This window comes from Colwellia sp. BRX8-4 (genome assembly GCF_014077345.1).
GTDB lineage: Bacteria > Pseudomonadota > Gammaproteobacteria > Enterobacterales > Alteromonadaceae > Colwellia_A.
In genome coordinates this window covers 1-24,497 of sequence record NZ_JACGVS010000015.1, presented here as the reverse complement: position 1 = coordinate 24,497, position 24,497 = coordinate 1, and the positions used below count along the sequence as shown (strand labels likewise).

Below are 24,497 nucleotides of genomic sequence, written 5' to 3'. Positions count from 1 at the left end.
TAACCACCATTATAGTTAAGGGCTGAAAATGAAAAACATTCTGCATATATTACTGCTAATACCTATTTTATTTGCTTGTAACAATAATGGTGAGGTCACTAAAATTATCACCGTCGACGATGAAGTGAAAATTTCTCAGGCGGTCGAATTAGTTTTACTCGCTCCCTCGAGTAAGGTGACTGACATTATTTGGACGCAGACGACTGGCGAGCCAGTGGTGTTCTTGGCCTACACCAGCAAGGTTATCGCTTTCACACCTAACACCGCAGGCGCATATAGTTTTAATGTTTCATTTACACTAGAAGATGGTAGCAGAGAGTCACTTAACCACTCTCTTAGTGTAACCAATGAACAAGGAGAGATTTCTGCGCGTCTGGGTCATGCTGCTCTAGAAGGTAGTAAAGTGTCATTGCGCGCTTCGTTAACAAATAAGCTTTTAAGCGATAGTTTAGTTTGGCAACAAACTGCCGGTCCAGAGGTCAATTTTACGGCTGAAAATACCCAGGGTGATTATGCAGTATTCTTTAATGCGCCGGAAGTTACTAGGGATACGGTAGTAGAATTCACCGTATCCTCAGGGAGCTATTCTGACAAAGTAGCGGTACTTATTGAAAATGCTGAACCTGTCCCAACTTCAGATAATACCGCTTATACTGAGCGTTTAGCACGGGTATTCCCCTTTGTTGCAAACTCGTCTTATGCCGATGTACTCGTCGATTGTGTTTATAGTAATAAAATTAACTTTGCGCGAACATGTGCATTTAATACCTTACCATTAATTGCACATGATACGACCACACCAACGGTTGATGACATAATGGACCGAGTGATCGTTTCTCATTATTGGATGGGAAAAAGATTTCGAGAATTCCTTGAAAATTATGACCCCTACAATGATTTCAAAAATTTACTAAGAGCAAATACTGCCATTGTAATTTCTTATGACATTAGACCCTCATATTACTGGGTGGTCAGTGGCGCGATTCACTTAGATGCTAATTATTTTTGGTTGACCCCTGATGAGCGAGATACCATAAATCAAGCACCTGACTATAGAGCGTCCTTTGGTGGAGATCTTAATTTTGCTATGCCTTGGCGTTATGTAAAAAATAATAATTACACCACTACTTTTATATCTGAAAATGACCGGGTTACTCGCCAACCTAACGATGTTTTATACAGTTTAACGTCTTTGATGTACCACGAACTTGCCCATGCCAACGACATTTTCCCGAGCACTAGTTGGTCAGCTTTAAACCCAGACCAAACAATATTATCAGCCGCACAACAGATAGCAGATAATAGTGGCTTTAAATCTGATCAGCTAAACAACACCCTTCCCTTACTGGGTGAGGAAATGTACGCCTTAGCTCAGGTACGTTTTCAGGGGGTTGACGCATCAAAAACACAAAACGCTTATCAACCCAGCGATATTAAAACGTTTTTTAGTGGCGAAGCTGCGCCTCAGTTTTATAATTACTCAAGTATTCGCGAAGATTACGCTATGCTTTTTGATGGTTTTATGATGAAAACTCGCTTTGATATTAGTCGAGATGTCGCTATAACTAACGCCCCTAAAATTGCGAATGAAAATTATATCGTTAATTGGGGACAGCGCGGCCGTATTGGCGATGAAAATATTAAACCTCGAGTATTATATGCCGTAAGTCATATATTGCCGGAAGTAAGTGACATTGAAAACTTAGTAAATAATTTACCGAGTCCAATCATGATGAACGCTGGTGAAAGTTGGGCTAATAACTTAAATATAAGCCCCGTTAACAAAGAGCAAGCAGGATTGCAAAACGTTTCTGCTCAACCCAAAGATAGACGCTTTATTCAGTATGAGTTTTATGAAAAGCCCAGCCCTTTAAAATAAAATAGCTTTAATAAATGGGATGGTGATTTTTCGTTGTTCTCTTATTGATGCTTCGTCAAGCTCGGCTAAAGCTAAGATCAAGTGACTCATTTCACGTGATAAGTGACTCAGTAAGTATTTAGCCACTTCATCACTTAATAATAAACCTCGTTGTTGCGCTCTAAATTTTAAGGCGATTAACTTTTCTTCATCATCTAGGGGTTTGATTTGCTCTGTCATTCCCCAAGATAATCGAGAGACTAAATCGGCTAAGCCAAGTTTCAATTGTGAAACACTTTGATCTCCAGTAATAATCAAGCGTTTATTATGCTCAATAACACGGTTAAATAAATCAAAGACCGCTTGTTGCCAAAGCTTGTCCCCAGCAATTAATTGCACATCATCTAAGCAAATCAAATCAATATTTTCTAAACCATCAAGTACTTCAACCGACAACTGTTTTAATTCAGAAAAAGATAAACAAACGGATGATAGACCTAATTTCTCAGCAAAAGTACAACTGGCATGAAGTAAATGTGATTTACCAACACCTGACAAGCCGAATAAGTAAAAACTATTGACGTGCGCAGACTCTACCGAATGTTGACTGGCTTTAATAAACGACTTTAACTGCTCAGTTGCCGAATAATTAGCAATACTTTGGAAACTTGAAAACGTTTCATCATCGGGTAATTGAACTGACAAGGTTAATTGAGAAGTGACTTTCACTAGGGTTTCCAATAAAAAACAGGGACAGCACCGACCACTTTTTCGGCAAGCGGGTCATCAAAAAGGTCTAATTGCTTATTCAGCTTTAATGAAGCGAGAAAGGCTTGTCCTGAACTTTTTAAAACCAATTCAAAACGGCGATTTTTCCCCGAAGCGCTGAGTAATTTTACCGATTTAACTGATGATAATTGTTCAAGAAATCGCTCTAATTCAATAAAGCTTTTTAGTGATGATATATTGGCAACATCAATAATATAATTGTTATCAATATCACTATTTAAAGCATATTTTTGATAAATTATATCACTAATAAGAGAAAGCGCAGTTTTTAATAACTGGTCAGGAGCGTCACCGTAGCTGATTTCACCAAAGATTTGTCCGGTGATTGTATCGCGATTGTAGCCTTGGGCATCGGCGATAAAACTCCAGTCTAGTGCGTATTGTTGACGTTCTTTTTGGCATAAAAAACAATCATCAACCTGTTCATCACTTTCTTGTTGAGGTAATAAACTACTGTTTGATAAACGAATAATTATTATAGATTCTGGATTATAGCGCAGTGATGCCATTTGTACTTGTTTGGCAAAGCGTCCCCAAACATCAAAAGTAGAGATGGTATTTACATCGGTTAAGTCCATTAAGGGCATTAAAATAGGTAAGCCCCTTAACGCTGAAAATTGTTCGACACTATTAGGTAAATTGTAACTCACTTGTGGTGTTGCATTATTGGAAAAAGACGAGTGGCTTGCATTAGAAATAGTCGTACGGCGTAAACCATTCTCTTCAACGAGCCACAATAAAATTTGTGGCCGTAAACTTCCCCAAATTGGGGCGTTGGCATCTTCAAACAACTGATTAATTTTGCTTTCGTCAAAAGTAACTAAAAGCTCAGTCTGCTCAGCATTACGTTGATAACGGTATTTTACAACATAGCCACTGACATTTCTAAGGCCACTTTTTATGGTTGAGTTGGACAACAGCGCTTGTTGTCCCCCCACTTTAAGCACCACCGCGCTCATTGCTTGTTGCAAGGCGAGCTTTCGCTCTGAGTCGGTTTGTGAGTTAACGATAACCTTTGCGTTGTATAAGTTTTTAACTTCAACAGCCAAAGCGGTCATTGAAGCAAAGAAATTACTTAAAACAACAACTAATACAATAAGATATCTAAGCATATTTTTTAAGTTGATTATTTTTATGTATAAGATCTTATCATAGTGTTAATCATTTTAAACACTAATAAAAAATAATTTATTATAAAGATTTTCACCACGCCATTGCGCTGGTAGAATGCGCCATTAAAGTTCTTATGCTAATTAATTGAGGTTTCCCCCGTGAGCGAACAAAAACAGTCTCTAAGCTATAAAGATGCTGGCGTTGATATAGATGCAGGTAACGCCCTAGTAGAAAACATTAAAGGTGCAGTAAAACGTACAACTCGTCCTGAAGTGATGAGTGGCTTAGGTGGTTTTGGCTCAGTATGCCAATTACCAACCGGTTATAAAGAACCTGTAATGGTTGCGGGAACAGATGGCGTAGGTACAAAACTACGCTTAGCAATTGATTTAAACAAGCACGATACCGTAGGTATTGATTTAGTGGCTATGTGTGTCAATGATTTAATCGTTCAGGGTGCTGAACCTTTGTTCTTTTTAGATTATTACGCGACAGACAAACTTGATGTAGATGTTGCTTCGGCAGTTGTTGCTGGTATTGCTGATGGTTGTGTATTATCAAACTGTGCTTTAGTTGGCGGCGAAACCGCTGAAATGCCAGGTATGTATCACAAGGGTGATTACGACATCGCTGGTTTTTGTGTCGGTATCGCTGAAAAATCCCGTTTAATTGACGGTACAAAAGTAGCATCAGGCGACCAATTAATTGCCTTAGCTTCTTCTGGCGCGCATTCAAACGGCTTTTCATTAATTCGTAAAGTATTAGAAGTTAATAAGACTGATACCAACGAATTATTAAATGGTAAGTCAATCGGTGATCATTTAATTGAGCCGACTAAAATTTATGTTAAATCTGTTTTAGAATTACATAAGCAAGTTGACATCCATGCCTTATCACATATCACTGGCGGTGGTTTTTGGGAAAATATTCCTCGTGTATTACCAGAAAGCGCTCAAGCCATTATTGACGGTAACAGCTGGGAGTGGCCAGCGATCTTTAACTGGTTGCAAGATAATGGCAACATTACTACCCACGAAATGTACCGTACCTTCAACTGCGGTGTTGGGATGATCATTGTTGTACCTGCTGCTGACCTTGCAAAAAGTATTGAAATTTTATCGGCTCACGGTGAGAATGCATGGCACATTGGTGAAATCGCTGATATGCAAGCAGGCGCTGAACAAGTTGTGATTAATAAAGGTTAATTCTATGCCATCAAGTAACATGCAAGACAATAATTTAACCAGCAATATTGTTGTGCTAATCTCTGGTGGCGGCACTAATTTACAGGCGATTATAGACGCCTGTAAAGCTGCAGATTATCCAGGAAAAGTGGTTGGGGTTATTTCAAATAAAGCCGATGTATTCGGCTTAACTCGCGCTAAAAACGCTGGCATAGCCCATTGCGTACTTTCTCATAAAGATTTTAGCAGTAGAGAAATTTACGACCAAGCGTTGATCAAGCAAATTGATTTATACCAAGCTGATGTTGTTGTTCTGGCTGGTTTTATGAGAATATTAACACCTGAGTTTGTGCAACACTACCAAGGTAAGTTAATCAATATTCATCCCTCTTTATTACCTAAGTATCAAGGTCTACATACCCATCAACGGGCGATTGATGCCGGTGATACTGACCATGGTGTTAGTGTACATTATGTTACAGAAGAACTTGATGGTGGCCCAGTAATATTACAAGCGAAAGTACCTATTTTTGCCGGTGATACCGCTGAGGAACTTGCGCTAAGAGTTCACGAACAGGAACATAGAATTTATCCCTTAGTGGTAAAATGGTGTTGTAATCAGCGCATTTCTATGCACAATGATACTGTACTTTTTGAAGGTAAAGCGCTCCCTGCTTCTGGCTATGCGAGTGAATAAATAAAATATTAAATGATAGGTAATTAAATGCTGAATAAATTATGTTGTATTGCTCTAGTATTAGCCTCACAGAGTAGTTTAGTTTTCGCCAATGAAGCAAAAACCACTCAAGCAGAGCAACATGTTATTCAGCCTTTTACTGCTAAATATAATTTGATACGTTCTGCTGATATTTTAGGTAGTGCGACAAGAACGTTAGAATACTTAACACCTGAACAAGCTAAATATAGTTATAAAACAGATATTGAATGGTTAATATTTTCAGATAACCGTCAAGAAGTATCACTCGTTAAACTCGATCACCATAAGGTGACACCTCAGCAATATAATTTCCAACGAGACGGCACCGGACCTGATAAAGAATATGCTTGGCAGTTCAATATTCAGAATAATATTGCGAAGAACCTCAAAGACAATTCAGAGGTTAATATTGATTTTCCTGTCAATATTCAAGACTCACTCAGCTATCACTTGCAGAATCGTTTAAATTTAATTAAAAATCCTGAGCAAAAACTTTTTGTGTATCCGGTGATGAATCATTCGGGTAAAGTTAAAAATTATGTTTACCAGTATGATGGTGAAGATGAATTAATGCTGCCTTTTGGTATGATAAAAGCGGTTAGATTAAAAAGAGAAGTCATTGAAAAGAAAAAAATCACCTACGCTTGGTTCGCTCCAGAGTTAAATTACTTGTTGGTTAAAATACAACAAATAAAATCTGATGTTGAACAGTTTGATGCACAATTGACTTCACTTGAAGAACATTAATATTCAACCTTCAACACTTCTTGCCCTGAAGCAATAGACTCACCCAGACAAAATAAGTGCCACTGCCCTTTGGTCATTTTGTGCCAAGTTTCATTATCCGTTAATGGCTGAGTGGCGATAACCGTAACTACATCATTTTCTGTGGTTTCTTCGGTGAAATTAATAACTACTTCAGCATCAATCAAACTGGCTTTACCAAACGGCGCTCTACGTGTTATCCAATGTAGGTTATTTGCACAATAAGCAAATAAATACTGGCCATTGGTGATATTGACATTAAATACACCCAGCGCATTTATTTTGACACTCAACTCGGCGATAAATTTAAAGAGTACCGTTGCTGCTGGTTCTTTATCCGCAAACTTAAAATGAAGTTGGTCTAAGATCCAACAGAACGCGTGTTCGCTGTCGGTAGCGCCAACAGGAATGTGTAATTTAACAGGCAGTTCAACCTGGACATTCTTCAATTGTCCATTATGTGCATAAGTCCAATTTCTTCCCCACATTTGACGGGTAAAAGGATGAGTATTCTCCAAAGAAATACCGCCAGAGTTTGCTTGTCGAATATGACAAATAACCGCTTCACTTTTTATTGGATAATTGGTGACTAACTCGGCAATCGGTGATTGTGAACTTGGTAAAGGGTCTTTAAAACTTCGACAGCCTTTACCCTCATAAAAAGTAATGCCCCAACCATCCTTATGCGGCCCAGTATTTCCACCACGCTGCATTAAACCACTAAAGCTAAAGCAAATGTCAGTGGGGACGTTCGCACTCATTGCCAGTAATTCACACATAAATTAATTTCCGAATAGATAATTAACGTTATTATCCTATAAATAAGGTTACAACGATAAATATATTTGTAATTTATTGTACATAGATTTAAGCTAAATACATGGTCAGACCTCTTTATTTTTATCTTTAGGTTTTTATTTTTTAAAAGGAAAATTAATGGAACAATTTACATGGTTCATTTATGCCGTTATTTTAACCGGCTTCATGGCATACACCCGTGCCGCGCTCTCAACTTTTACCTTAAGTTTTGCCGCATTAATGGCGGTAGGTACTATCTTTGATGCACTGTCATTTTTCAGTTGGATAATATTTGCAATCATTGCATTGCCCTTGAATATATCTGACTTTAGAAAACAGTATATTACTCACCCTTTACTAAAAATGTTCAGATCTATCATGCCGCAAATGTCGAGAACTGAGCAAGAGGCTATCGACGCTGGTACTACATGGTTTGAAGCAGAGCTATTTCGTGGTAACCCTGATTGGAAAAAACTGCATAACTATGAAACACCCCGCTTAAGCGTTGAAGAGCAAAGTTTCTTAAATGGTCCCGTAGAAGAAGTTTGTAAAATGACCAATGATTGGCAAACGACTCATGTCGATGCTGATTTATCACCAGAAGTTTGGCAGTTTTTGAAAGATAATAAATTCTTCGCAATGATTATCAAAAAGAAATATGGCGGCTTAGAGTTTTGTGCCTATGCACAGTCACGAGTTTTACAAAAATTATCAGGGGTGAGTGCCGTACTAGCAAGCACCGTTGGAGTTCCTAATTCTTTAGGCCCAGGTGAATTATTACAACTTTATGGCACAAAAGAGCAGCAAGACCATTACCTTCCTCGTTTAGCGGTTGGTGATGAAATTCCCTGCTTTGCGTTGACTAGTCCGGAAGCCGGTTCAGATGCTGGTGCGATCCCCGATGAAGGCATTATTTGTCACGGTGAGTTTGAAGGTAAAGAAGTGCTTGGTATGAGATTAACTTGGGACAAACGTTACATTACGCTAGCGCCCATTGCCACAGTACTAGGTTTGGCTTTTAAACTAAAAGACCCTGACCATTTACTGGGTGAAACGGTTGATTTAGGCATTACCTGTGCATTGATCCCTACAGACTTAGAGGGTGTTATCACTGGCCGTCGTCATTTCCCACTTAATGTTCCTTTTCAAAATGGTCCAACACAAGGTAATGGTGTCTTTGTGCCGCTTGACTATATTATTGGTGGCGCAGAAATGGCAGGTCAGGGCTGGCGCATGCTTATGGAGTGTTTGTCTGTTGGGCGTGCTATTACACTTCCTTCTAATAGTGCTGGTGGTATAAAGTCACTTGCACTTGCTACAGGTGCTTACAGTAGAATTCGTCGTCAGTTCAAGATCCCTATCGGTAAAATGGAAGGTATTGAAGAACCCCTTGCTCGCATTGGTGGCAATGCTTATTTAATGGATGCGGTAACTACCATGTCTACAGGTGCTATCGATTTAGGTGAGAAACCTTCGGTAATTTCAGCCATTATCAAATATCATTTAACTGAAAAAATGCGTATTTGTGTTAACGATGCAATGGACATTCACGGCGGTAAAGGTATTTGTATGGGCGAAGGTAACTACCTTGCTCGTGCCTATCAAGGTGCTCCGATTGCAATAACCGTTGAAGGCGCAAATATTCTGACACGTAGTTTAATTATTTACGGACAGGGAGCTATTCGTTGTCATCCTTACGTTTTAGCGGAGTTAGCCGCAGCAAACCAAACTGATGATGTTATTGCATTAAAAGAATTCGATCACGCCTTGTTTGGCCATATTGGCTTTGCCATTAGCAATGTTGTCCGCAGCCTTTGGTTTTCATTAACTGGCGCTAGAATTTTAAAGGCACCTTTTCGAGACGAAACCTCTCGTTACTATCAGTTGCTCACTCGCTTTAGTAGTAACTTAGCTATGCTATCAGATATATCGATGCTGACACTGGGTGGCGATTTGAAGCGCAAAGAGAGAATTTCGGCGCGTTTAGGTGATGTACTTAGCCATTTGTATTTGTCTTCGGCAACCTTAAAGCGTTTTAACGACGAAGGTCGTCAGCAAGATGACCTACCGCTTGTACAATGGGCACTTGAAGATAGCTTGTATGAAACACAGCAAGCTATTGACGCGTTGATCAGTAACTTTCCTAATAAGATAGTGGCACTGTTTCTAAGAGCTATGATCTTTCCAGTGGGTAAATGGTTGAAAAAACCTTCTGATATTACTGACCATAAAGTTGCACAGATATTACAAACACCTGGTAAAGCTCGAGAACGCTTAGGACAAGGTCAATATTTAAGCCGAGATCCAGAAAATGTTTTAGGTCAACTTGAGCAAACGTTAGATGACATTATTGCTTGTGAACCAATATTTAAGAAGGTTTGTCAGGCTATTGGTGAAGATCTGCCTTTTTATGCCCTCGATGAAGTTGCTAAAAAAGGCTTAGCCGTTAATGTTATTAACGCTGTAGAAGCCGAGTTGTTATGCAAGGCTGAATTGGGCAGAAAAGTCGCTATCAATGTAGATGACTTTGACTCTGACGAATTAAGAGCACAGTCCGCTAGTCATTAATTTATCAACACGCCATAGAAATCGCCTACAAGGATGTAGGTTTCAATGTGTTTAAAGCCGTATTATCATCATAAATGAGCCCAGCAAACGTGTTGGACTCATTTTTTTTATCGTTAATGTCTTCACAAACTTTATAATTCTAGCGCCCACCTATTACTTTTTGTAACAAAAAATGCTGATAATTTTCCTGCCTAGATTGAAATACCATTAAAAATAAGTTAACTTTATGTTAACTAAAATTATACGACAAAATAATATGTTTTCTACTAAGGAAAGCCCCACTGTAAAAAGACGGAGCAAAGGTGAACAAACACGTTTACTGATATTACAATCAGCCATTGAAGTATTAGCAAAAAATGGAATAAAAGGCACGACTCATCGAGCCATAGCGAGTCATGCAAATATTCAACTCTCTCTTACCACCTATTATTTTAAAGATATACAAGAGTTAGTTCATCAAGCATTTACCTTGTGTTCTTCACAAATCACCACAAAAACAAGCTTAGCTTGGCAGCCTGCCGTTGAACTACTCGCCAATGTAAATAAAACAAGTTTACGTAAAATAAGTGAAAAAGAAAATTTACGTAATAAACTTGCCATAATGGCGACCCAATACTTAGTAAAAAGAATAATAGACTCACCCGTAGAGCTCGCTGTTCAACAATTACTCTTTACCGAAGTACGCGTAAACCGTAAATTAGCCCCTTTAGCTGAGATACACCGTGCGGCCTCGTTAAAACCCATTATTAAGTTATGCGAATTTTTTAATGCTCATGACCCACATATCGATGCTGATATTATTGCGACGGTTTTTACGCAAATAGAATACCGCAATATCAATGTGCCTGTTGAGCAATTAGATACTGATAACATTCAAGCCATCGTTAGCCGAGTCATTGGTTATGCAATGAACTTAAAAAGTTTAGCACTTACCTCTTAAAAGATAATTATCTGATTGTTTTGTAGATGAGCTGTAAATGTTGTAAATTTGTTTCTATATCTGGTCGTACCAATAAAGCTATAAGACTCAATAACAACAATAAGGTTTAAATATGCCCTACCAAGCATTACTCACAAAACACAGTCAGTATTTTGATACTAATGTCACTCGAGATATTTCATGGCGTAAACAGCAACTACAAGCTATAAAAAAACTTGTTATTGAAAACGAAAAAGATATTTTACAGGCTTTACAAGATGACCTTGCAAAACCGACTCTAGAAGCTTGGATCACTGAAATATCATACATAACCAGTGATGTTGACCACACGTGCAAACACCTCAATAAATGGGCTAAACCAAGGGGCGTTAGTACCCCAATTGTGGTACAACCGGGGAAATCATTTATTAAACCCGAGCCACAAGGCACTGTATTAATTATTGGCGCGTGGAATTATCCTTTACAATTAGTATTGGCCCCTTTAATTGCCGTTATTGCTGCCGGTAATTGTGCCATCATCAAGCCTTCAGAGCTTGCTCCTGCTATTTCTGCACTTATTGGCCAACTTATTCCTAAGTATTTAGATAATAACGCCGTTAGTGTGGTTGAAGGCGGTGTTACAGAAACAACCGCATTACTTACCTTAAACTTTGATCACATTATGTATACTGGCAATGGTCAAGTCGCTCGTATTGTCATGGCCGCAGCCGCAAAGCACTTAACGCCAGTGACATTAGAGCTTGGCGGCAAAAGTCCTGTTTACGTCGATGAAAGTGCAGATTTAACAATAACAGCACAGCGTATTGCATGGGGCAAGTGGATGAATGCAGGGCAAACCTGCATAGCGCCTGATTATCTATTAGTAAAAGAAAACCTAGTTGAGCCATTAACACTAGCGTTGAAAGCTCAAATAACCGCTATGTTTGGTGAAAACCCAAAAAATAGCGACAGCTATGGCCGTATAATTAACCAGCGCCATTGTCAGCGTATAGCCACTTATTTTAACGATGGTAAAATTATGGTTGGCGGTGAAAGCGATATTGAAAGCTGCTATATCGCGCCAACTATTATCATTAATCCCGCTTTAGATAGTCCTTTAATGACAGAAGAAATTTTTGGCGCCATTTTACCTATCGTCACTATTGAAGATTTTGATCAAGCAAAATCATTTGTCAAACAAAGAGAAAAACCACTTTCTGCTTATATCTTTAGCCGTAACAACGAGCAAGTAGCACAATGGGTAAATGAAATAAGTTCGGGGAGTCAATGTATTAACGATGTAATCATGTTTAATGCAGTACCTGACTTACCTTTTGGTGGCACTGGCCCTAGCGGTATTGGCCAATATAGTGGCAAAGCCGGTTTTGATAATTTTAGTCATCTAAAGTCAGTACTCAAACGCCCTTTTATTAAAGATATCCCGGTACGCTTCGCACCTTATTCAAAATGGAAACTTAAATTCTTACGTTTCATCCGATAAAAATCTCCCTAAATGTTTCTCAGAGGATGAAATATCTTACATCCTCTGCCACCATTTTTAATCTATCTACTCACTAAAGATAATAAAAAAAAACGCTTTTATCTGCTCGTATCTAGTTTAGCTAGCTGGTTTAATTACCCGAATTAGATGATAGTGTGAATAGACATGACTAATTAGATTTTCAGACACTAAATGAGATTGAAGAATTTTTCTTATATTCACTAATGCCACTTTGAAGACCTAAGGTTTTAGTACCATAACGACAGCTGATGGACAGTAAGCGGTCATAAATTGAGAGTAGAATCACTATACCTAGCGGTCACAATGAGCCTGAAGCAGACCTCCAAAGGTGCCATTCGTATTATGCCACTCATTAACGGTTATGAGTCCAGTTGTAGTGGCTAATGATAAGTACCCTGTTTTAGTATTAATAAGTGATCCCATAACTTTCTCTTAGTCGTTGGTAAGGTAATTGGTACTTATGTAAATGTTGATAAAAAAAAATGCGAACAGCTTGTGTTTACTGGGGTATCGCAAAATTCACATTAAAATTAACAGCTACATATACAGTTACATTAGCCGCAGCTTAAACCGTGTCATTGGTAGAAAATTAACCAAGTGTCACAAAGTACCAAGTAAGCCGTAATTTTTGCAACTCAACTTAATGATCCTATTATCATTTTTATCGCGTTGTGACTCAATGCGACAAATTTTCACACTTAGGTTATTTTAAGCTAAGCACAGTCATTCCCGAGGTATCTGATCGAGTTCTAGGCTTTACGTTTGTGTTTTAGCTTTAATTTTTGCTTTAAATAACGGGCCTCGATAAGCCCATCCGAGGATGGTAATTATTTAGCTAACAAGTCCATAAATTGCATTTCAGACAAGACTTCCTTATCAAGCAAAGCCTTCGCTACAGCGTCAATATGCTGCCAATGCTGCTCTACTAATTGTGAGGTTTTTAAGGTCGCGTCTTTCACCCATTGCTGAATCAGTTTTTCGGTGTGTACTTGAAAATATGTATCTCCGCCCCATTCTTGCAATGCGGTCACGTCCATATTATAGCTATCGGGATGCATACCATATTTTGCAATAGCCGACCAAGCCGACCACATGGCATTTTTTAAATCGCTACTGGCGCCAGTATCTAACCCTTCATCACCAAATTTCTTAACCTGAGCTGCTCGACCTGCTAATGCTACACAAGTACGAGAAAACCAAAATTCCTTGGTATAATCTATATGCTGATCTGTACTGTATGCCACCATTCCCAATGATTGTTCTCGTGGTACGACACTAATTTGCTCAATAATTCGTTCTGGCATTAAAAATTTAGAAATAACCGCATGCCCCGCTTCATGATAAGCGGTTTCTGCTAGCGTTTTTTCACAAGAGTCCAGTGAGCGCTTAGCACCATATTTCAGAATATTAACTTCTTCAACTAAAGTACTTTGATCTATTTTACGATTCCCTTCGCTCAATGCACGTAATACGGATTCTCGGTGAATCTTTTCTAGATCAGCACCACTTAAACCGGCCGTCAACGAGACGATTAATTCCACGTTGATAGCGTCGTCATAGCCCTCATAACGTAAAAATTTATTGATAAACCAACGACGGGCATCTTTATCTAAAAAGGGTACATGTACATGTAAGTCGAGTCTTCCTGAGCGCAATAAAGCATCATCAAGTTTTTCTAATCGGTTAGTGGCGGCAACAATAAAGACAGGTGCACTGGCTTGATTAAAACCATCAATTTCGTTAAGTAGCTGATTTATCAAAGCATCAGCTTTAGGACCGGCATCACCTCGTTTAGGCAGCGCATCAATTTCGTCAATAAATAAAATACACGGTGCATATTTACGCACCCGTTGAAATAAAGGTTTTATAAAACTACCCGATAACAATTCATTGCCAGAGCAAGTAACCATAGGTAAACCGGCTTCACTTGCTAATGCGCGAACTAATGTGGTTTTTCCGGTACCAGGCGGACCAAAAAGCACCATACCTTTAGGTGGTGAAACGCCAGCTTGGCTGAGCTGTTCACTATGACGGAGAATATTAATAGTTTCTTTTAGTCGGGCTTTAATGGTGTCATGACCGGCAATATCAGCAAATTGGATCTCTGGCATATCCAGCACAATCCCCCCACTTTCACCAACATCTTCTATGTGTAGCAATCGCTCACGACTTGGTTTAGAAAAGGTGAGCGTTAAAGTTTTGTCAGTTAAATGACAAGATGACTCTAAGAATAAAACTTCGTGACGAATTTTTAACGCTTGAATTTGTGCTTCGCAGGTTTCATTCCTAAGCAAGGTAGCGATATCATTATCGAGCACTATAGATACCTGGTTAAACTCTGTTTGTGGGTTTAATCGAACAAAGTCTGTTATCGGATCAAGTACTTTTCCGGTTATATTAGCTTTAATATCACGAATATCAAAAAATGGCGCAAAAGTTGTTAGTAACACTCTAACAGTATTGTCGTTAACCGGTTGAAATTGGATCTGACTTTTTTCATTGAAGTGTTTAAGATCAATCGCGAGTTGTTTTTCTACTACCTGTGTTAGCTCTGCTACACCAAGTGTTTTAAATAAAACAATACTACCTTGCGATAATCTAGACAGTAATTCAGCGGGAATAGCTTTTACTTCTCTACCCTGTTCAATTTTTATTTCGCTACGCAACTGTGTGATCATCGCCCCACGCGCTTGTTCGGGGTTGTTCTTAATACTGCTAAGATAATCTGGCTTGTTATAAACCGCACTGCCTAAATTAGAAGTAAACACGACAATCGTTTGCCTAAAATCAATATCTTCTTGTGAGTATTCGTCGGTAATAAAACCGGCAGATAACATACGTAATAACGCTAACAATACCTGTATGTGAGCTTTTTCAAATTCGTCAAACACTATCACAGATTTAGGGTGTTTTTTGACAAAAGCAGTGAGATCACCGGGTGCAGAATCATCGTAAGTTTTCTTTGCTCCTACCAAGCCAAAACTTTCGTTACTATTAGTATATTGAGTCATATCAAACACTTTACATTGATAGTCATCTTTTAGGTGGTGAGCAAAACGCTCAGCTAAGAAGGTTTTGCCACAAGCTGGAGGCCCCGCAAAAAAGAACAAGCCTTGTGGTCGGCTTTGTTGAGGTTGCCATAATCCTTTAACCATACTATCGATTAAATATTCTATAACGTGCTCTTGACCATAAACTTCGGCCTGCAAGGTTTTTTTAAGTTGTTCAAGCGCTTTAAGGTTATCACGATAATCAGAAGGAGCATCCGGTAAACTAAACAACTCAATATCATTTATCCAGCTATCGCTTGCTGCTATGGGTTTAATTTTATCAAGTAGTGATGAAACCTGTGAAGAAAAAGGTATAACAGGGTGTTTCATCATCTCTTTTATTACCCCTTGTCGTAAATTACTTCGGTTTTTATCCGTTAACAGCTCAACAGTAGGGGCTACCGGTAACAACATGTTATTAAATTTTTTATATATTTCGTTTTTATTATCTATTGAAAAAGGTATAAGGCACTGGAAAGCAGATAAAATGTGTTCACGATTTATCTTGTCACTCTTTTCGTTGAGTGAGATATATTTGGTAAAAAAAAGTAATGTTCTCACGAGGTTCTTCCCTGTTCGTGTATATCAAGCATAATTAATGCTATCACGAACTGGGGGGTTTAACAGTACTTGCCTGCTATCCGGCGATAAACTTTGTTAATGAGGGGGAGAATCATATACTTTAAGTTAGTGCTGTTATTTTTATTAGTAAAATGAAATACTTATTGTACATCTGGTATTCCTCAAAGGAATTCACCATTTTGTTGTCACTAATGGCATAACTTTATTATTGAAAGGATTCATTTATGAATTTAAAAAAAACTTACTCTGATCTTCTAGCCGATATCGCAGAACAACATGAAGATTGGTCTGCGACCTCAGAATCTCCCTTCACCATCTCTCGCCAAGCTGAAGAAAAAGTGCGACCACTGTCAATCTCTGTATTTGGTAGTGAAAGTAAAGCCCACTTATTTTTTAACTTATATAACGATAATGCACTATCTGAATTAGCTAAGAAATTTTTACGCGTTCAAAATAAAGATAAAATTCAAACGAATGATGAAGAGTCAGGCTTGGTTATTATTATTGATTCTGATGGTTTTGCCGTGGTTTACGATGCAACCAAAACCAATATTGAAGATTTTACACCACAATTTGAAAACATTGCTGAAACAGCTGATGCTCTATTAATGACGGTTGTGGCTGACGCGTACCAAACAGTTGAAAATGCTGATGTTCCTTCAATAGAAAACACTCAAACGGAACAAGTTGAAAAACCGTCAATAGAACATGTACTTAAACAATATTTTACCGAAAAGGATTATAAATACAAATACCAAGAAGATAAACAACGGTTTGTTTTAGGCTTTAACACAGAACATTACCTAGACGATAACGGTGATCCTAGTTTTAATGTTGTGCTTGATTATTCAGACAAAGGGCTATTGCGCTTTTTAACGCCTTTTTTGTATAAATTTGATTTAAATAAAACCCAATACAGTTTAATTGCTTCGGCGGTTGCATGGTTTCAATTTAGATACAAATTTTTGTCAATGTCACTTGATCCTAGCGATGGTGAACTAAGAATTTCTATTGATATTCCTCTAGCAGACGGTGTTTTACACAAAAGCCAAGTTCATAGAATTATGTCTTTCATTTTACAATTTACCGAAGACAGCTATCAAGAATTATTTTCTTTGATGTTAAGTGAGCCCAATGAAAGCGAGAAAAAGCTCAAAGAGATAATTGCTAACTATAAGCAAGAAATAGAAACAGGCCGTTGGTTAAAATCACTTGAAGATAAGATGCAAGGGATAACTGAAGCACAAAAACAAGCTATTGAGAATATTCTAAATCAAAGTGAAAGTTCGACGGGCAAAGGTGGAATATAATGACGAGCATTCCCAAAAAAAACACCTTTCATATGTTCAAGCGGGCGCTGTTTAATCCTGTTGGTGAATTAATATATCTAACACTATTTTTTGGTGCTGTTACCTTTGCTTTTTTCTGGTTGACGATAAAGTGGCAACTGTTACCTACATCGCTCCTACAGCCTTATTTAACCCAAGAGAGTACTGGTCTTTTTGATGCGCTTGGTGGATGGGCGTTAGGTTTTGCCGGGGCATTGGTTGCTATTCGTATCGCCGGTGTCGCAAAAAAAATTCAAGAGAATGATTCTATACGAGAGCACGTTAACCTTTGGGAAAAACATGTCGACCGTATTTCAGAGTTAAACTCAAAATTAACCCGCTCTATTACTGATACTAAAAGAGCTTGTGCCGCGGTATTACTATATACCAAGGAAGTGAGCAGAGTAAATAATACACTGACGCTAAATAATGCTTTTACGTCGATAATAAAGCAAACAAAAAAACCTGAAGACATAGCAGATCAACTTCAAAAGACGCTTGAAGAAAAGCTTGAAATACTGATAGAAACTATTGAAGAGGCTTTTAAAGATTCCGTCTATCGTTCTGTATTAGGCCTTATTTCAAAGACTAATCCATGTTCTGATAAATCAAGGATCCGTGATGAAGATTTTGCCTCACGATATTTTCAAGACCAAGCAACACGAGAAGATTTGATCAATATAGTCAGTAAAGACACCGAGTTTTTTAATATATTAGAGATTATTAGTAGTCTAGGTGCAAAAAACTTTGGTATAGGCTTGATGGAATTACGTGCTATGCCATTGTTTGAGCACTTCTATAAAGATCTTATGCGTATTACATCTTTTCAGAAAGAGGATAGTAAACAAGATAACAACCATCTTGAAATAGCTGATGCTGCTTGGATATTACTTGGTTTATTGCTTTCTAGAAATAAACCAGATAATTCATATATTAGCCAAAATGATGGTTTTGTGATTCTGGCTTTAATTCTTGGTTCTCTTCCTACGGAAGAGGTCATAAAAACGTATCTAGATACGAAAAAGCCCGAAGTATTTGACGATTACTCTGCCGAAGGTCGAGCCTTTATGCAAAGGGAGATTAGCGAATTGGCAAAGCGCTTATTTTACGTAAAAGCGGAAGAGTTATCAGAAATCAGTAGCTTGATAGAAAAATGTAATAACAATTTAAGCTATTTAGATGTAATGACAAAAAGTACAGGGGTGAGCTCAGAACAGAATAAAGCTAAATTGATAGATGAAAATAGCGATCTAAAAGGTACAGCATCAACACTTGACAGCTTCGAGCAGTCAAAAGACAAAAGAATCCCAACAAATACGAAAAGTTCATCGGCAGACAGTAAGAGTAATGACTCAAAAGACAGCAACTCTTCAGAAAAACAATAATTAAAATACATTATTTTAGAGGTCTTATTTAAAATGAATAATACAGCCAACCATTGGGTTGGCTGTATTTCTTTAGAACACATATTTAAAATCCGCAAAAATACTAAAAACCTAGTTCAGGGTTAGGTTTTAGCTAAACTTTCAGTTTAAGCTCAGGTTAAAAAAAGATTATCTAACCCTAAATGATAGGTCATGGTGGATAACACTATTTGACTAAAAAATAGCGTAGAAAATCCAACGATTACTAAAACACTTGCATAACCTTTTCAGCCCACATGCTCTTGGGGCTATGGAAGCAGATAAAAAGTTGATGCGTTTATGAATAATATCTTTATCACTTGCATGCTTGACCTGTTCCGATAATGCGGCATATATTTGAATGGTATTTTTTACTTGTATTACACTAGCACCATTTTCAATGGCATATAAATCACAAGTTGGCTCGCAATCTAATGCAAAAATCATCGCGTAATTTATCTTTATTAATAACCCACACTTTACTAAACCATTGCACAATTAACTTACGTAAATTATCACGATGTAAGCCGTGCCATCTTTCATAGGCAACAATGACCGCTATGTCGGAGCAGAAGTCATAAGGGCATCAAAGATGCTAACGACTGCTTTAAGTCTTGGAGCTGCACTTAGCAAAGCAAACTCTAACGTCAACGATGCGCACTTTTTTGACGTTAGCTTTTGGTGAGGGCAAAGCTACCAGTGATCATTGTTCTAAGGTCACTAGTTGCCACATTACAGACATTAGGATTCAATCTGCAACGTTAATTTGGATTAGATTTTTGCATGGATAGCGCCCTGTAAAGGGGGAAATTGTAGCTGGCTAAGGTGTGAAGCGGAGCGGTACCTGCCAACTGTAATTTGTCCCACTTGAATAGCTTATAGTTCTACCAAGCCACTTAATAAAGTAACTTGCTTTTATATTAAGTGGAACATGCTTCTATTGGTTACGAATATTAAACAAAAAAAAGCCCCGCAAATTGCGAGGCGAAAGGTTTAATTGGTTGGGGAATCAATCAAACTACGTGTTAATAAAAGTCAAAACCGATATTACACATTTAAAAAATAAAAAAATTAGCTTTTGTATTTTTTAGCAAAGCGAACTATGTTTTGGCCATTACAAACTATGTATCTAACATCACTGTAATTTTCATTAACGAAGTTAAAGCCATTAATCGCCGCATCTGCACAAATTTTTGACGCCTTATTTTTATTTGTTGTAACAAATTTATATTGTGGTTTTGTTACAACTAATTCTATTTCTGCAATTTTAGCTACTTTTTTAGGCGTTTTTGAAAACTGAATTAATGATTTACCGTTACATTGGATAATGTATTGAAGGCCACTATAGTTAATACCTAATTCTTTGGCTTTATCTTCTGCTGAAGTTAAGCCATTTTGCGCTGCAGCTAGACAAACTTGAGTTTCAGCTGAATAGTCAGTTGCGATAAACTTTACATTAGACGTTGTCGCAAATGTGTTTAAAGAAACAATGGCAGTAAGTGCTGGTATAAGTAAAGTTTTCATAAGTACCTCAGAAATTTAAAAAGTTTGGAATGCTTTAATTACCGACGAGTGTATAGAGCTAAAACTCTAATGTAAATAAATTTCGTAATAAAACCACTATTTCGTGATTTTATTTGTGTTTCGCTGTGCTTTGTTCTTTTTTTACGTCATTTAATTACAATACGGTGTTAATCTAACTATATTTAAAGGGATATTAGTAAAGGCTATCGTTTGAAAGGAAGGTTTTTAGCAGGAATTGACTTACCACCGCTTATGTATAAAGTGAAATAAAAGGGGTCAGAGTCGTTTTAAATGAACTATATTGGGGTAGTCGGTTTATGATTACTTTTGCCACACAGCTGACATCAACCTGTGAAGGCTTTAAGTTGATTTGGATTAGATTTTGTATTGGTAACGCTCAAAATCGGCTGCGTTGCACGACTTGTTAGCCCGATAGACTTAAAAAATATCATTTCTTTTATAAAACACTGGTTTTTGTTTACTTATTTTGAAAGATATGGGGACAGGTTTGGTTTTCGGGTCCATAAAATTTATGGCTGTCATTGCTTGTATGTGTAAATGAGGCTGAGAGGTGTTCCCCGAATTGCCTATCTTTGCGATTTCTTGCCCGATTTTAACGCTATCTCCTTCAGCTACTAATAAGCTGTTATATTGAAGATGCGCCATTAGTATAAATATATCAGTTTCTGTTTTAATGACCACATGATTACCCGCAATATTTTGTCGATCGGTCTCACCTATCTTTTGATCTGGAAGTGAATTTTCAATTGATACGATCACTCCATCGACGGGAGAAAAAAGAGATTTACCAAACGTCTTATATTTCTGTAAGTCAGTTATTTGTTCAAATGGTAGCTTTCCATCTTCAGGAGCCAAAATATCCATAGCGTATTTTTGCGACCCTACAAAATGGTGATGGTTTATTAACGGACTATTGCCACCATGAAAAACATACCAATCGCCTTTGAATGGAGGAATCAGTACAATACTATTAGTAGATTTTACCGGAAAATATATTATGGCGAGCTGATAAATTAAAAAAATCAAAAATATGGAAAGGGTAACATTGAGCGACTTACCTATTTGTTTCCGAGGCACCCAATCCAAAAGACAGAGTGTAACCACTGAACCCCATATCATGACTGTGATGACAGTAAAATCAGTAGACGAAAATTGAATCGGTATAACTGCTGTGTAAATACAATAGCCAATAATAATCCAAGTCGCATTCCTTAGAAAACCCTGACGAAGGTAAATGCCCGATCCTTGCCCTCTATATGAAAAACCCCAATCAACCTGTTTTTTTACAAGAGAAACAATAAACGTCACTATCATGGTTATTGCAGATAAGAGCAGGAATACAAATAAGTAGTTCATTAGCATTCCTGATAGCGTAGAAAACGCTAATAGAACAACCGGTAAACACAATACAATCAGTCTAAATTTTTTCATCCCATCTCCTTATGGCAGTGATTTCGTGGTCAACAGCTTATTATGGATACTTCTCAGTAATGTCAGCCCCATAACCTTAATTTAATTCGGAGTAATATCCCACAATTTCAATCCTTTAGATACTAAAAGTGTTTGGTTTTTGTAAGTGCTTGGATATTACTGAGACTCCTTAGTAATATGACAGGAATGATTCATTAGAAAATATATCGCTAAATTTATAACTGTAATGTCCGCTGTGAGCACAAAGTGATCGTTAATACTTTTCAGTCTCGACAATTTCTCAGCGAGCATCAACCCGTTGACTAAAGATAGATTTGGTTCGAAAATATCATCTACTGAAGGTGTTGATTCTAATGGTCCTACTTGTCGAGATAACCTCATTTGTAATGTCTATTCACATAGCGTTTTCTAGTAATCGCTGGATAAATAAAGAGCGACGACTATTATTCGCAGTTTAACCAGTTCGTGTGCCAATAAAAATACAAGCCCAACAGATAGTCGTTCTAATGTATCCCATCTAATGATGAAAAGTAAAATAGCAACAGCCACGGTAACTTCAGAGATACGACAGTTAAAATACTTCTCGATGACATGAAGTTGCCATAATGAAGATAAAGGGTTATCGCTATTTAGAGGTCTTTAGAGGTCATTTAAAATGATAAAACCTTTTACAGAAAACTGTAAAAGGTTTTATTGGTGGTTATCTTAACAGTCAGTGTTTATAAAAATGACAACAACTCTTCGTCTAACTGCATTAACGTTTTAGGGTCTGCCATCATGGTGATTGCTAACGATTTAGTTCTTGGCAACATGCGCTCAAAATAAAACTCTGCGGTTTTAATTTTTGCACGGTAGAAGTCTCTGTTCTCAACATCAGTTGCTAATTTTTCATAAGCCGCCTGCGCCATTTGTGCCCAGAAATAAGCCATAACGATGTAACCAGAATACATTAAATAGTCAACCGAAGCAGATCCGACCACATCGCGGTTTTTCTTTGCTTTTAATGACAAACTTAACGTGTTTTTCTGCCAGCCGGCAACAGCTTTGCTCAATGGCCAAATAAATTGATTCATCTGACGTTTATGAGGGTTACTTGAAATCATGCTTTTTTCTTTACAAAAGCCTAAGACTTCCATGGTAAAGTGTTTTAAATACTTACCGCGATTTAATAAGATTTTACGTCCTAATAAATCAAGTGCTTGGATACCCGTTGTTCCTTCATACAAAGTAGCTATACGTGTATCACGAACAATTTGCTCCATACCCCACTCTTTGATAAAGCCATGACCACCAAATATTTGTAAGCCATGATTTGCACTTTCTGAACCTAGTTCAGTGAGGAATGCTTTTAGAATTGGCGTAATAAAACCTAAACGGTTATCAGCTTTACGGCGTTGCTTATCATCTTTCAACATTTGGATGTCGTCAACTATCTTCGCCGTATAATAAATCATAGCACGGCCACCTTCAGTGATCGCTTTTTGCGTCATTAGCATTTTACGAACATCAGGGTGAACAATAATTGGGTCAGCAACTAATTCAGGTTTTTTAGCACCGGTAAGTGAACGCATCGACAATCGTTCTTTTGCGTAAATTAACGAGTTTTGATAAGCAAGTTCTGCAGCACAGATACCTTGTAAAGCGGTACCAACACGTGCGGTATTCATAAAGGTGAACATACATTCTAAACCTTTATTTTCTTTACCGATAAGTACGCCTTTTGCACCATCAAAATTTAAAACAGCGGTAGCTGAACCTTTGATACCCATTTTATCTTCAATAGAGCCACAAACAACATTGTTACTTTCGCCAATGTTACCTTGTTCATCAACTTGCATCTTAGGAACAATAAATAATGAGATACCACGCGTACCTTTTGGCGCATTGGGTAATCTTGCTAAAACGATATGAACTATGTTTTCAGTTAAGTCATGCTCACCAGCTGAAATAAATATTTTAGTACCACTAATACTAAATGTACCATCATCGTTTAACTCAGCTTTTGTTTTAACTTGACCTAAATCTGTACCACATTGTGGTTCAGTTAAACACATAGTGCCGGTCCAAGTACCTTCGGTAAGCTTAGTTAAGTAAAGCTGCTTCTGTTCTTCAGTACCGTGTAACTGTACCGTATCCATAGCACCGTGGCTTAGACCAGGATACATAGCCCACGACCAGTTTGCCGTACCCATCATCTCTGACTTTACCATGCCTAGCGAAGCAGGAAGCCCTTGGCCACCATGTTCAACAGGGTGAGACAAACTCTGCCAACCACCGTCAACATATTTCTGATAAGCTTCTTTAAAGCCTGTAGGCGTGGTTACTTTACCATTATCAAAAGTACAGCCTTCTTTATCGCCACTTTGATTTATTGGTAATAATTCATTTTCACAGAATTTTGCACACTCTTGGAATATCGCATCAACCAAGTCAGGTGTCGCTTCTTCAAATTCTGGATACTGCTTATAATGGTCATAATAATTAAAGACATCTTCAAATAAAAACTTCATGTCTGTGATCGGTGCTTTATAACTGAGCATGTATCTCTCCAGTGCTTTTTAAACTATTTATTTAACTTCTTTCGAATATAACAGAAAACCAACTGGTCATACCACTGTTTTTTGCTAATAAATATTTATATATTTGTAAATAGAACTTAAGTGTAGAAGACAACTGAATTTATTGAAGGGAATAAGTGTGTGCAATTTTAATTAATAATAAAAATTTAAGCTTTTCTATATAAGAAATAAATAGCATATTAACAATAATATTAGCTCTGTAGCTTGTATTTTAAGCCGTGATAACAACAATCGCTGCAACAGGCTGCTTCGCATATAGGAAGGAAATCAAATTGAACGGTTATATGTTTAGTCATTTGTTTTATAGAATTTGAGGTCTTGAGGTCTTGAGGTCTTGAGGTCTTG

17 protein-coding genes are annotated in these 24,497 nt (G+C 37.6%); 9 read left to right on the top strand and 8 right to left on the bottom strand.

What is annotated here, in order from left to right:
- Window positions 1-28 precede the first annotated feature (28 nt).
- A complete protein-coding gene (locus tag H4J56_RS13155) occupies window positions 29-1,879 on the top strand; it encodes a hypothetical protein (RefSeq protein ID WP_182259454.1) in 1,851 nt (616 codons plus the stop codon).
- Here the strand turns inward: H4J56_RS13155 and hda are convergent.
- Both hda and H4J56_RS13145 read right to left on the bottom strand, forming a co-directional pair.
- Entirely contained in the window at window positions 1,871-2,587 is a 717-nt protein-coding gene (gene hda / locus H4J56_RS13150; protein WP_182169642.1) for a DnaA regulatory inactivator Hda, read from the bottom strand. The two genes, H4J56_RS13155 and hda, sit on opposite strands and share 9 nt — an antisense overlap.
- Complete coding sequence (locus H4J56_RS13145; RefSeq protein WP_182222241.1) at window positions 2,587-3,759, bottom strand: DUF2066 domain-containing protein; 1,173 nt, start codon at window positions 3,757-3,759, stop codon at window positions 2,587-2,589. Before H4J56_RS13145 ends, hda begins: the two co-directional genes overlap by 1 nt.
- A gap of 159 nt (window positions 3,760-3,918) precedes the next feature.
- Between H4J56_RS13145 and purM the strand changes: the two genes are divergently transcribed.
- Genes purM through H4J56_RS13130 form a run of 3 tightly spaced genes read left to right on the top strand, consistent with a single transcriptional unit; the run spans window position 3,919 to window position 6,409 of the window.
- Window positions 3,919-4,965 carry a phosphoribosylformylglycinamidine cyclo-ligase gene (gene purM / locus H4J56_RS13140; RefSeq protein WP_070373894.1) on the top strand — a complete coding sequence of 349 codons (1,047 nt, stop codon included), beginning with the start codon at window positions 3,919-3,921 and terminating at the stop codon, window positions 4,963-4,965.
- 4 nt (window positions 4,966-4,969) lie between these two features.
- Window positions 4,970-5,641, top strand: coding sequence for a phosphoribosylglycinamide formyltransferase (purN, locus tag H4J56_RS13135; RefSeq protein WP_259364965.1), 672 nt, complete (start codon window positions 4,970-4,972; stop codon window positions 5,639-5,641).
- Window positions 5,642-5,668: 27 nt separating this feature from the next.
- A complete protein-coding gene (locus H4J56_RS13130) occupies window positions 5,669-6,409 on the top strand; it encodes a DUF3108 domain-containing protein (RefSeq protein ID WP_182216127.1) in 741 nt (246 codons plus the stop codon).
- On the opposite strand, the gene H4J56_RS13125 is transcribed toward H4J56_RS13130, so the two are convergent.
- Entirely contained in the window at window positions 6,406-7,206 is an 801-nt protein-coding gene (locus H4J56_RS13125) for a class II glutamine amidotransferase (protein WP_182216129.1), read from the bottom strand. The genes H4J56_RS13130 and H4J56_RS13125 overlap by 4 nt on opposite strands.
- A gap of 157 nt (window positions 7,207-7,363) precedes the next feature.
- Here H4J56_RS13125 and fadE point away from each other — a divergent pair, with 157 nt between their 5' ends.
- The 3 genes from fadE (at window position 7,364) to H4J56_RS13110 (ending at window position 12,213) form a co-directional block, all read left to right on the top strand.
- Window positions 7,364-9,793: an acyl-CoA dehydrogenase FadE gene (gene fadE, locus H4J56_RS13120; RefSeq protein ID WP_182251306.1), complete on the top strand. Its 2,430-nt coding sequence runs from the start codon at window positions 7,364-7,366 to the stop codon at window positions 9,791-9,793.
- A 226-nt stretch (window positions 9,794-10,019) separates the two neighbouring features.
- Entirely contained in the window at window positions 10,020-10,733 is a 714-nt protein-coding gene (locus H4J56_RS13115) for a TetR/AcrR family transcriptional regulator (protein ID WP_070373898.1), read from the top strand.
- Between the two features lie 112 nt (window positions 10,734-10,845).
- On the top strand, window positions 10,846-12,213 hold the full coding sequence (locus tag H4J56_RS13110) for an aldehyde dehydrogenase family protein (protein WP_182216133.1): 1,368 nt from the start codon (window positions 10,846-10,848) through the stop codon (window positions 12,211-12,213).
- An 848-nt stretch (window positions 12,214-13,061) separates the two neighbouring features.
- On the opposite strand, the gene H4J56_RS13105 is transcribed toward H4J56_RS13110, so the two are convergent.
- Window positions 13,062-15,845 (bottom strand): AAA family ATPase, encoded by a 2,784-nt coding sequence (locus tag H4J56_RS13105; RefSeq protein WP_182216135.1) that lies wholly within the window; start codon window positions 15,843-15,845, stop codon window positions 13,062-13,064.
- Window positions 15,846-16,090: 245 nt separating this feature from the next.
- On the opposite strand from H4J56_RS13105, the gene H4J56_RS13100 reads away from it, so the two are divergent.
- The gene (locus H4J56_RS13100) at window positions 16,091-17,176 is read left to right on the top strand and encodes a hypothetical protein (protein WP_182216137.1); all 1,086 of its coding nucleotides are present in this window, start codon (window positions 16,091-16,093) and stop codon (window positions 17,174-17,176) included.
- The gene (locus tag H4J56_RS13095) at window positions 17,176-18,579 is read left to right on the top strand and encodes a hypothetical protein (protein ID WP_182216139.1); all 1,404 of its coding nucleotides are present in this window, start codon (window positions 17,176-17,178) and stop codon (window positions 18,577-18,579) included. The genes H4J56_RS13100 and H4J56_RS13095 overlap by 1 nt, the downstream gene beginning before the upstream one ends.
- A 213-nt stretch (window positions 18,580-18,792) precedes the next feature.
- Here H4J56_RS13095 and H4J56_RS13090 read toward each other — a convergent pair whose 3' ends face one another.
- The 4 genes from H4J56_RS13090 to H4J56_RS13075 form a co-directional block, all read right to left on the bottom strand.
- Entirely contained in the window at window positions 18,793-19,044 is a 252-nt protein-coding gene (locus H4J56_RS13090; RefSeq protein WP_182216141.1) for a hypothetical protein, read from the bottom strand.
- A gap of 624 nt (window positions 19,045-19,668) precedes the next feature.
- Complete coding sequence (locus H4J56_RS13085; protein ID WP_182216143.1) at window positions 19,669-20,121, bottom strand: hypothetical protein; 453 nt, start codon at window positions 20,119-20,121, stop codon at window positions 19,669-19,671.
- A 438-nt stretch (window positions 20,122-20,559) separates the two neighbouring features.
- On the bottom strand, window positions 20,560-21,573 hold the full coding sequence (locus tag H4J56_RS13080) for a M23 family metallopeptidase (RefSeq protein ID WP_182259453.1): 1,014 nt from the start codon (window positions 21,571-21,573) through the stop codon (window positions 20,560-20,562).
- Between the two features lie 719 nt (window positions 21,574-22,292).
- The gene (locus H4J56_RS13075; protein WP_182216149.1) at window positions 22,293-24,113 is read right to left on the bottom strand and encodes an acyl-CoA dehydrogenase C-terminal domain-containing protein; all 1,821 of its coding nucleotides are present in this window, start codon (window positions 24,111-24,113) and stop codon (window positions 22,293-22,295) included.
- Between the last annotated feature and the right edge of the window lie 384 nt (window positions 24,114-24,497).

Coding starts and splice junctions, on each gene's coding strand:
- H4J56_RS13130 (WP_182216127.1), top strand. CDS start 5,669: ATGCTGAATAAATTATGTTGTATTGCTCTAGTATTAGCCTCACAGAGT.
- H4J56_RS13125 (WP_182216129.1), bottom strand. CDS start 7,206: ATGTGTGAATTACTGGCAATGAGTGCGAACGTCCCCACTGACATTTGC.
- purN (WP_259364965.1), top strand. CDS start 4,970: ATGCCATCAAGTAACATGCAAGACAATAATTTAACCAGCAATATTGTT.
- H4J56_RS13075 (WP_182216149.1), bottom strand. CDS start 24,113: ATGCTCAGTTATAAAGCACCGATCACAGACATGAAGTTTTTATTTGAA.
- H4J56_RS13110 (WP_182216133.1), top strand. CDS start 10,846: ATGCCCTACCAAGCATTACTCACAAAACACAGTCAGTATTTTGATACT.
- H4J56_RS13145 (WP_182222241.1), bottom strand. CDS start 3,759: ATGCTTAGATATCTTATTGTATTAGTTGTTGTTTTAAGTAATTTCTTT.
- H4J56_RS13080 (WP_182259453.1), bottom strand. CDS start 21,573: ATGAAAAAATTTAGACTGATTGTATTGTGTTTACCGGTTGTTCTATTA.
- H4J56_RS13115 (WP_070373898.1), top strand. CDS start 10,020: ATGTTAACTAAAATTATACGACAAAATAATATGTTTTCTACTAAGGAA.
- H4J56_RS13100 (WP_182216137.1), top strand. CDS start 16,091: ATGAATTTAAAAAAAACTTACTCTGATCTTCTAGCCGATATCGCAGAA.
- fadE (WP_182251306.1), top strand. CDS start 7,364: ATGGAACAATTTACATGGTTCATTTATGCCGTTATTTTAACCGGCTTC.
- H4J56_RS13090 (WP_182216141.1), bottom strand. CDS start 19,044: ATGATTTTTGCATTAGATTGCGAGCCAACTTGTGATTTATATGCCATT.
- H4J56_RS13155 (WP_182259454.1), top strand. CDS start 29: ATGAAAAACATTCTGCATATATTACTGCTAATACCTATTTTATTTGCT.
- H4J56_RS13095 (WP_182216139.1), top strand. CDS start 17,176: ATGACGAGCATTCCCAAAAAAAACACCTTTCATATGTTCAAGCGGGCG.
- H4J56_RS13085 (WP_182216143.1), bottom strand. CDS start 20,121: ATGAAAACTTTACTTATACCAGCACTTACTGCCATTGTTTCTTTAAAC.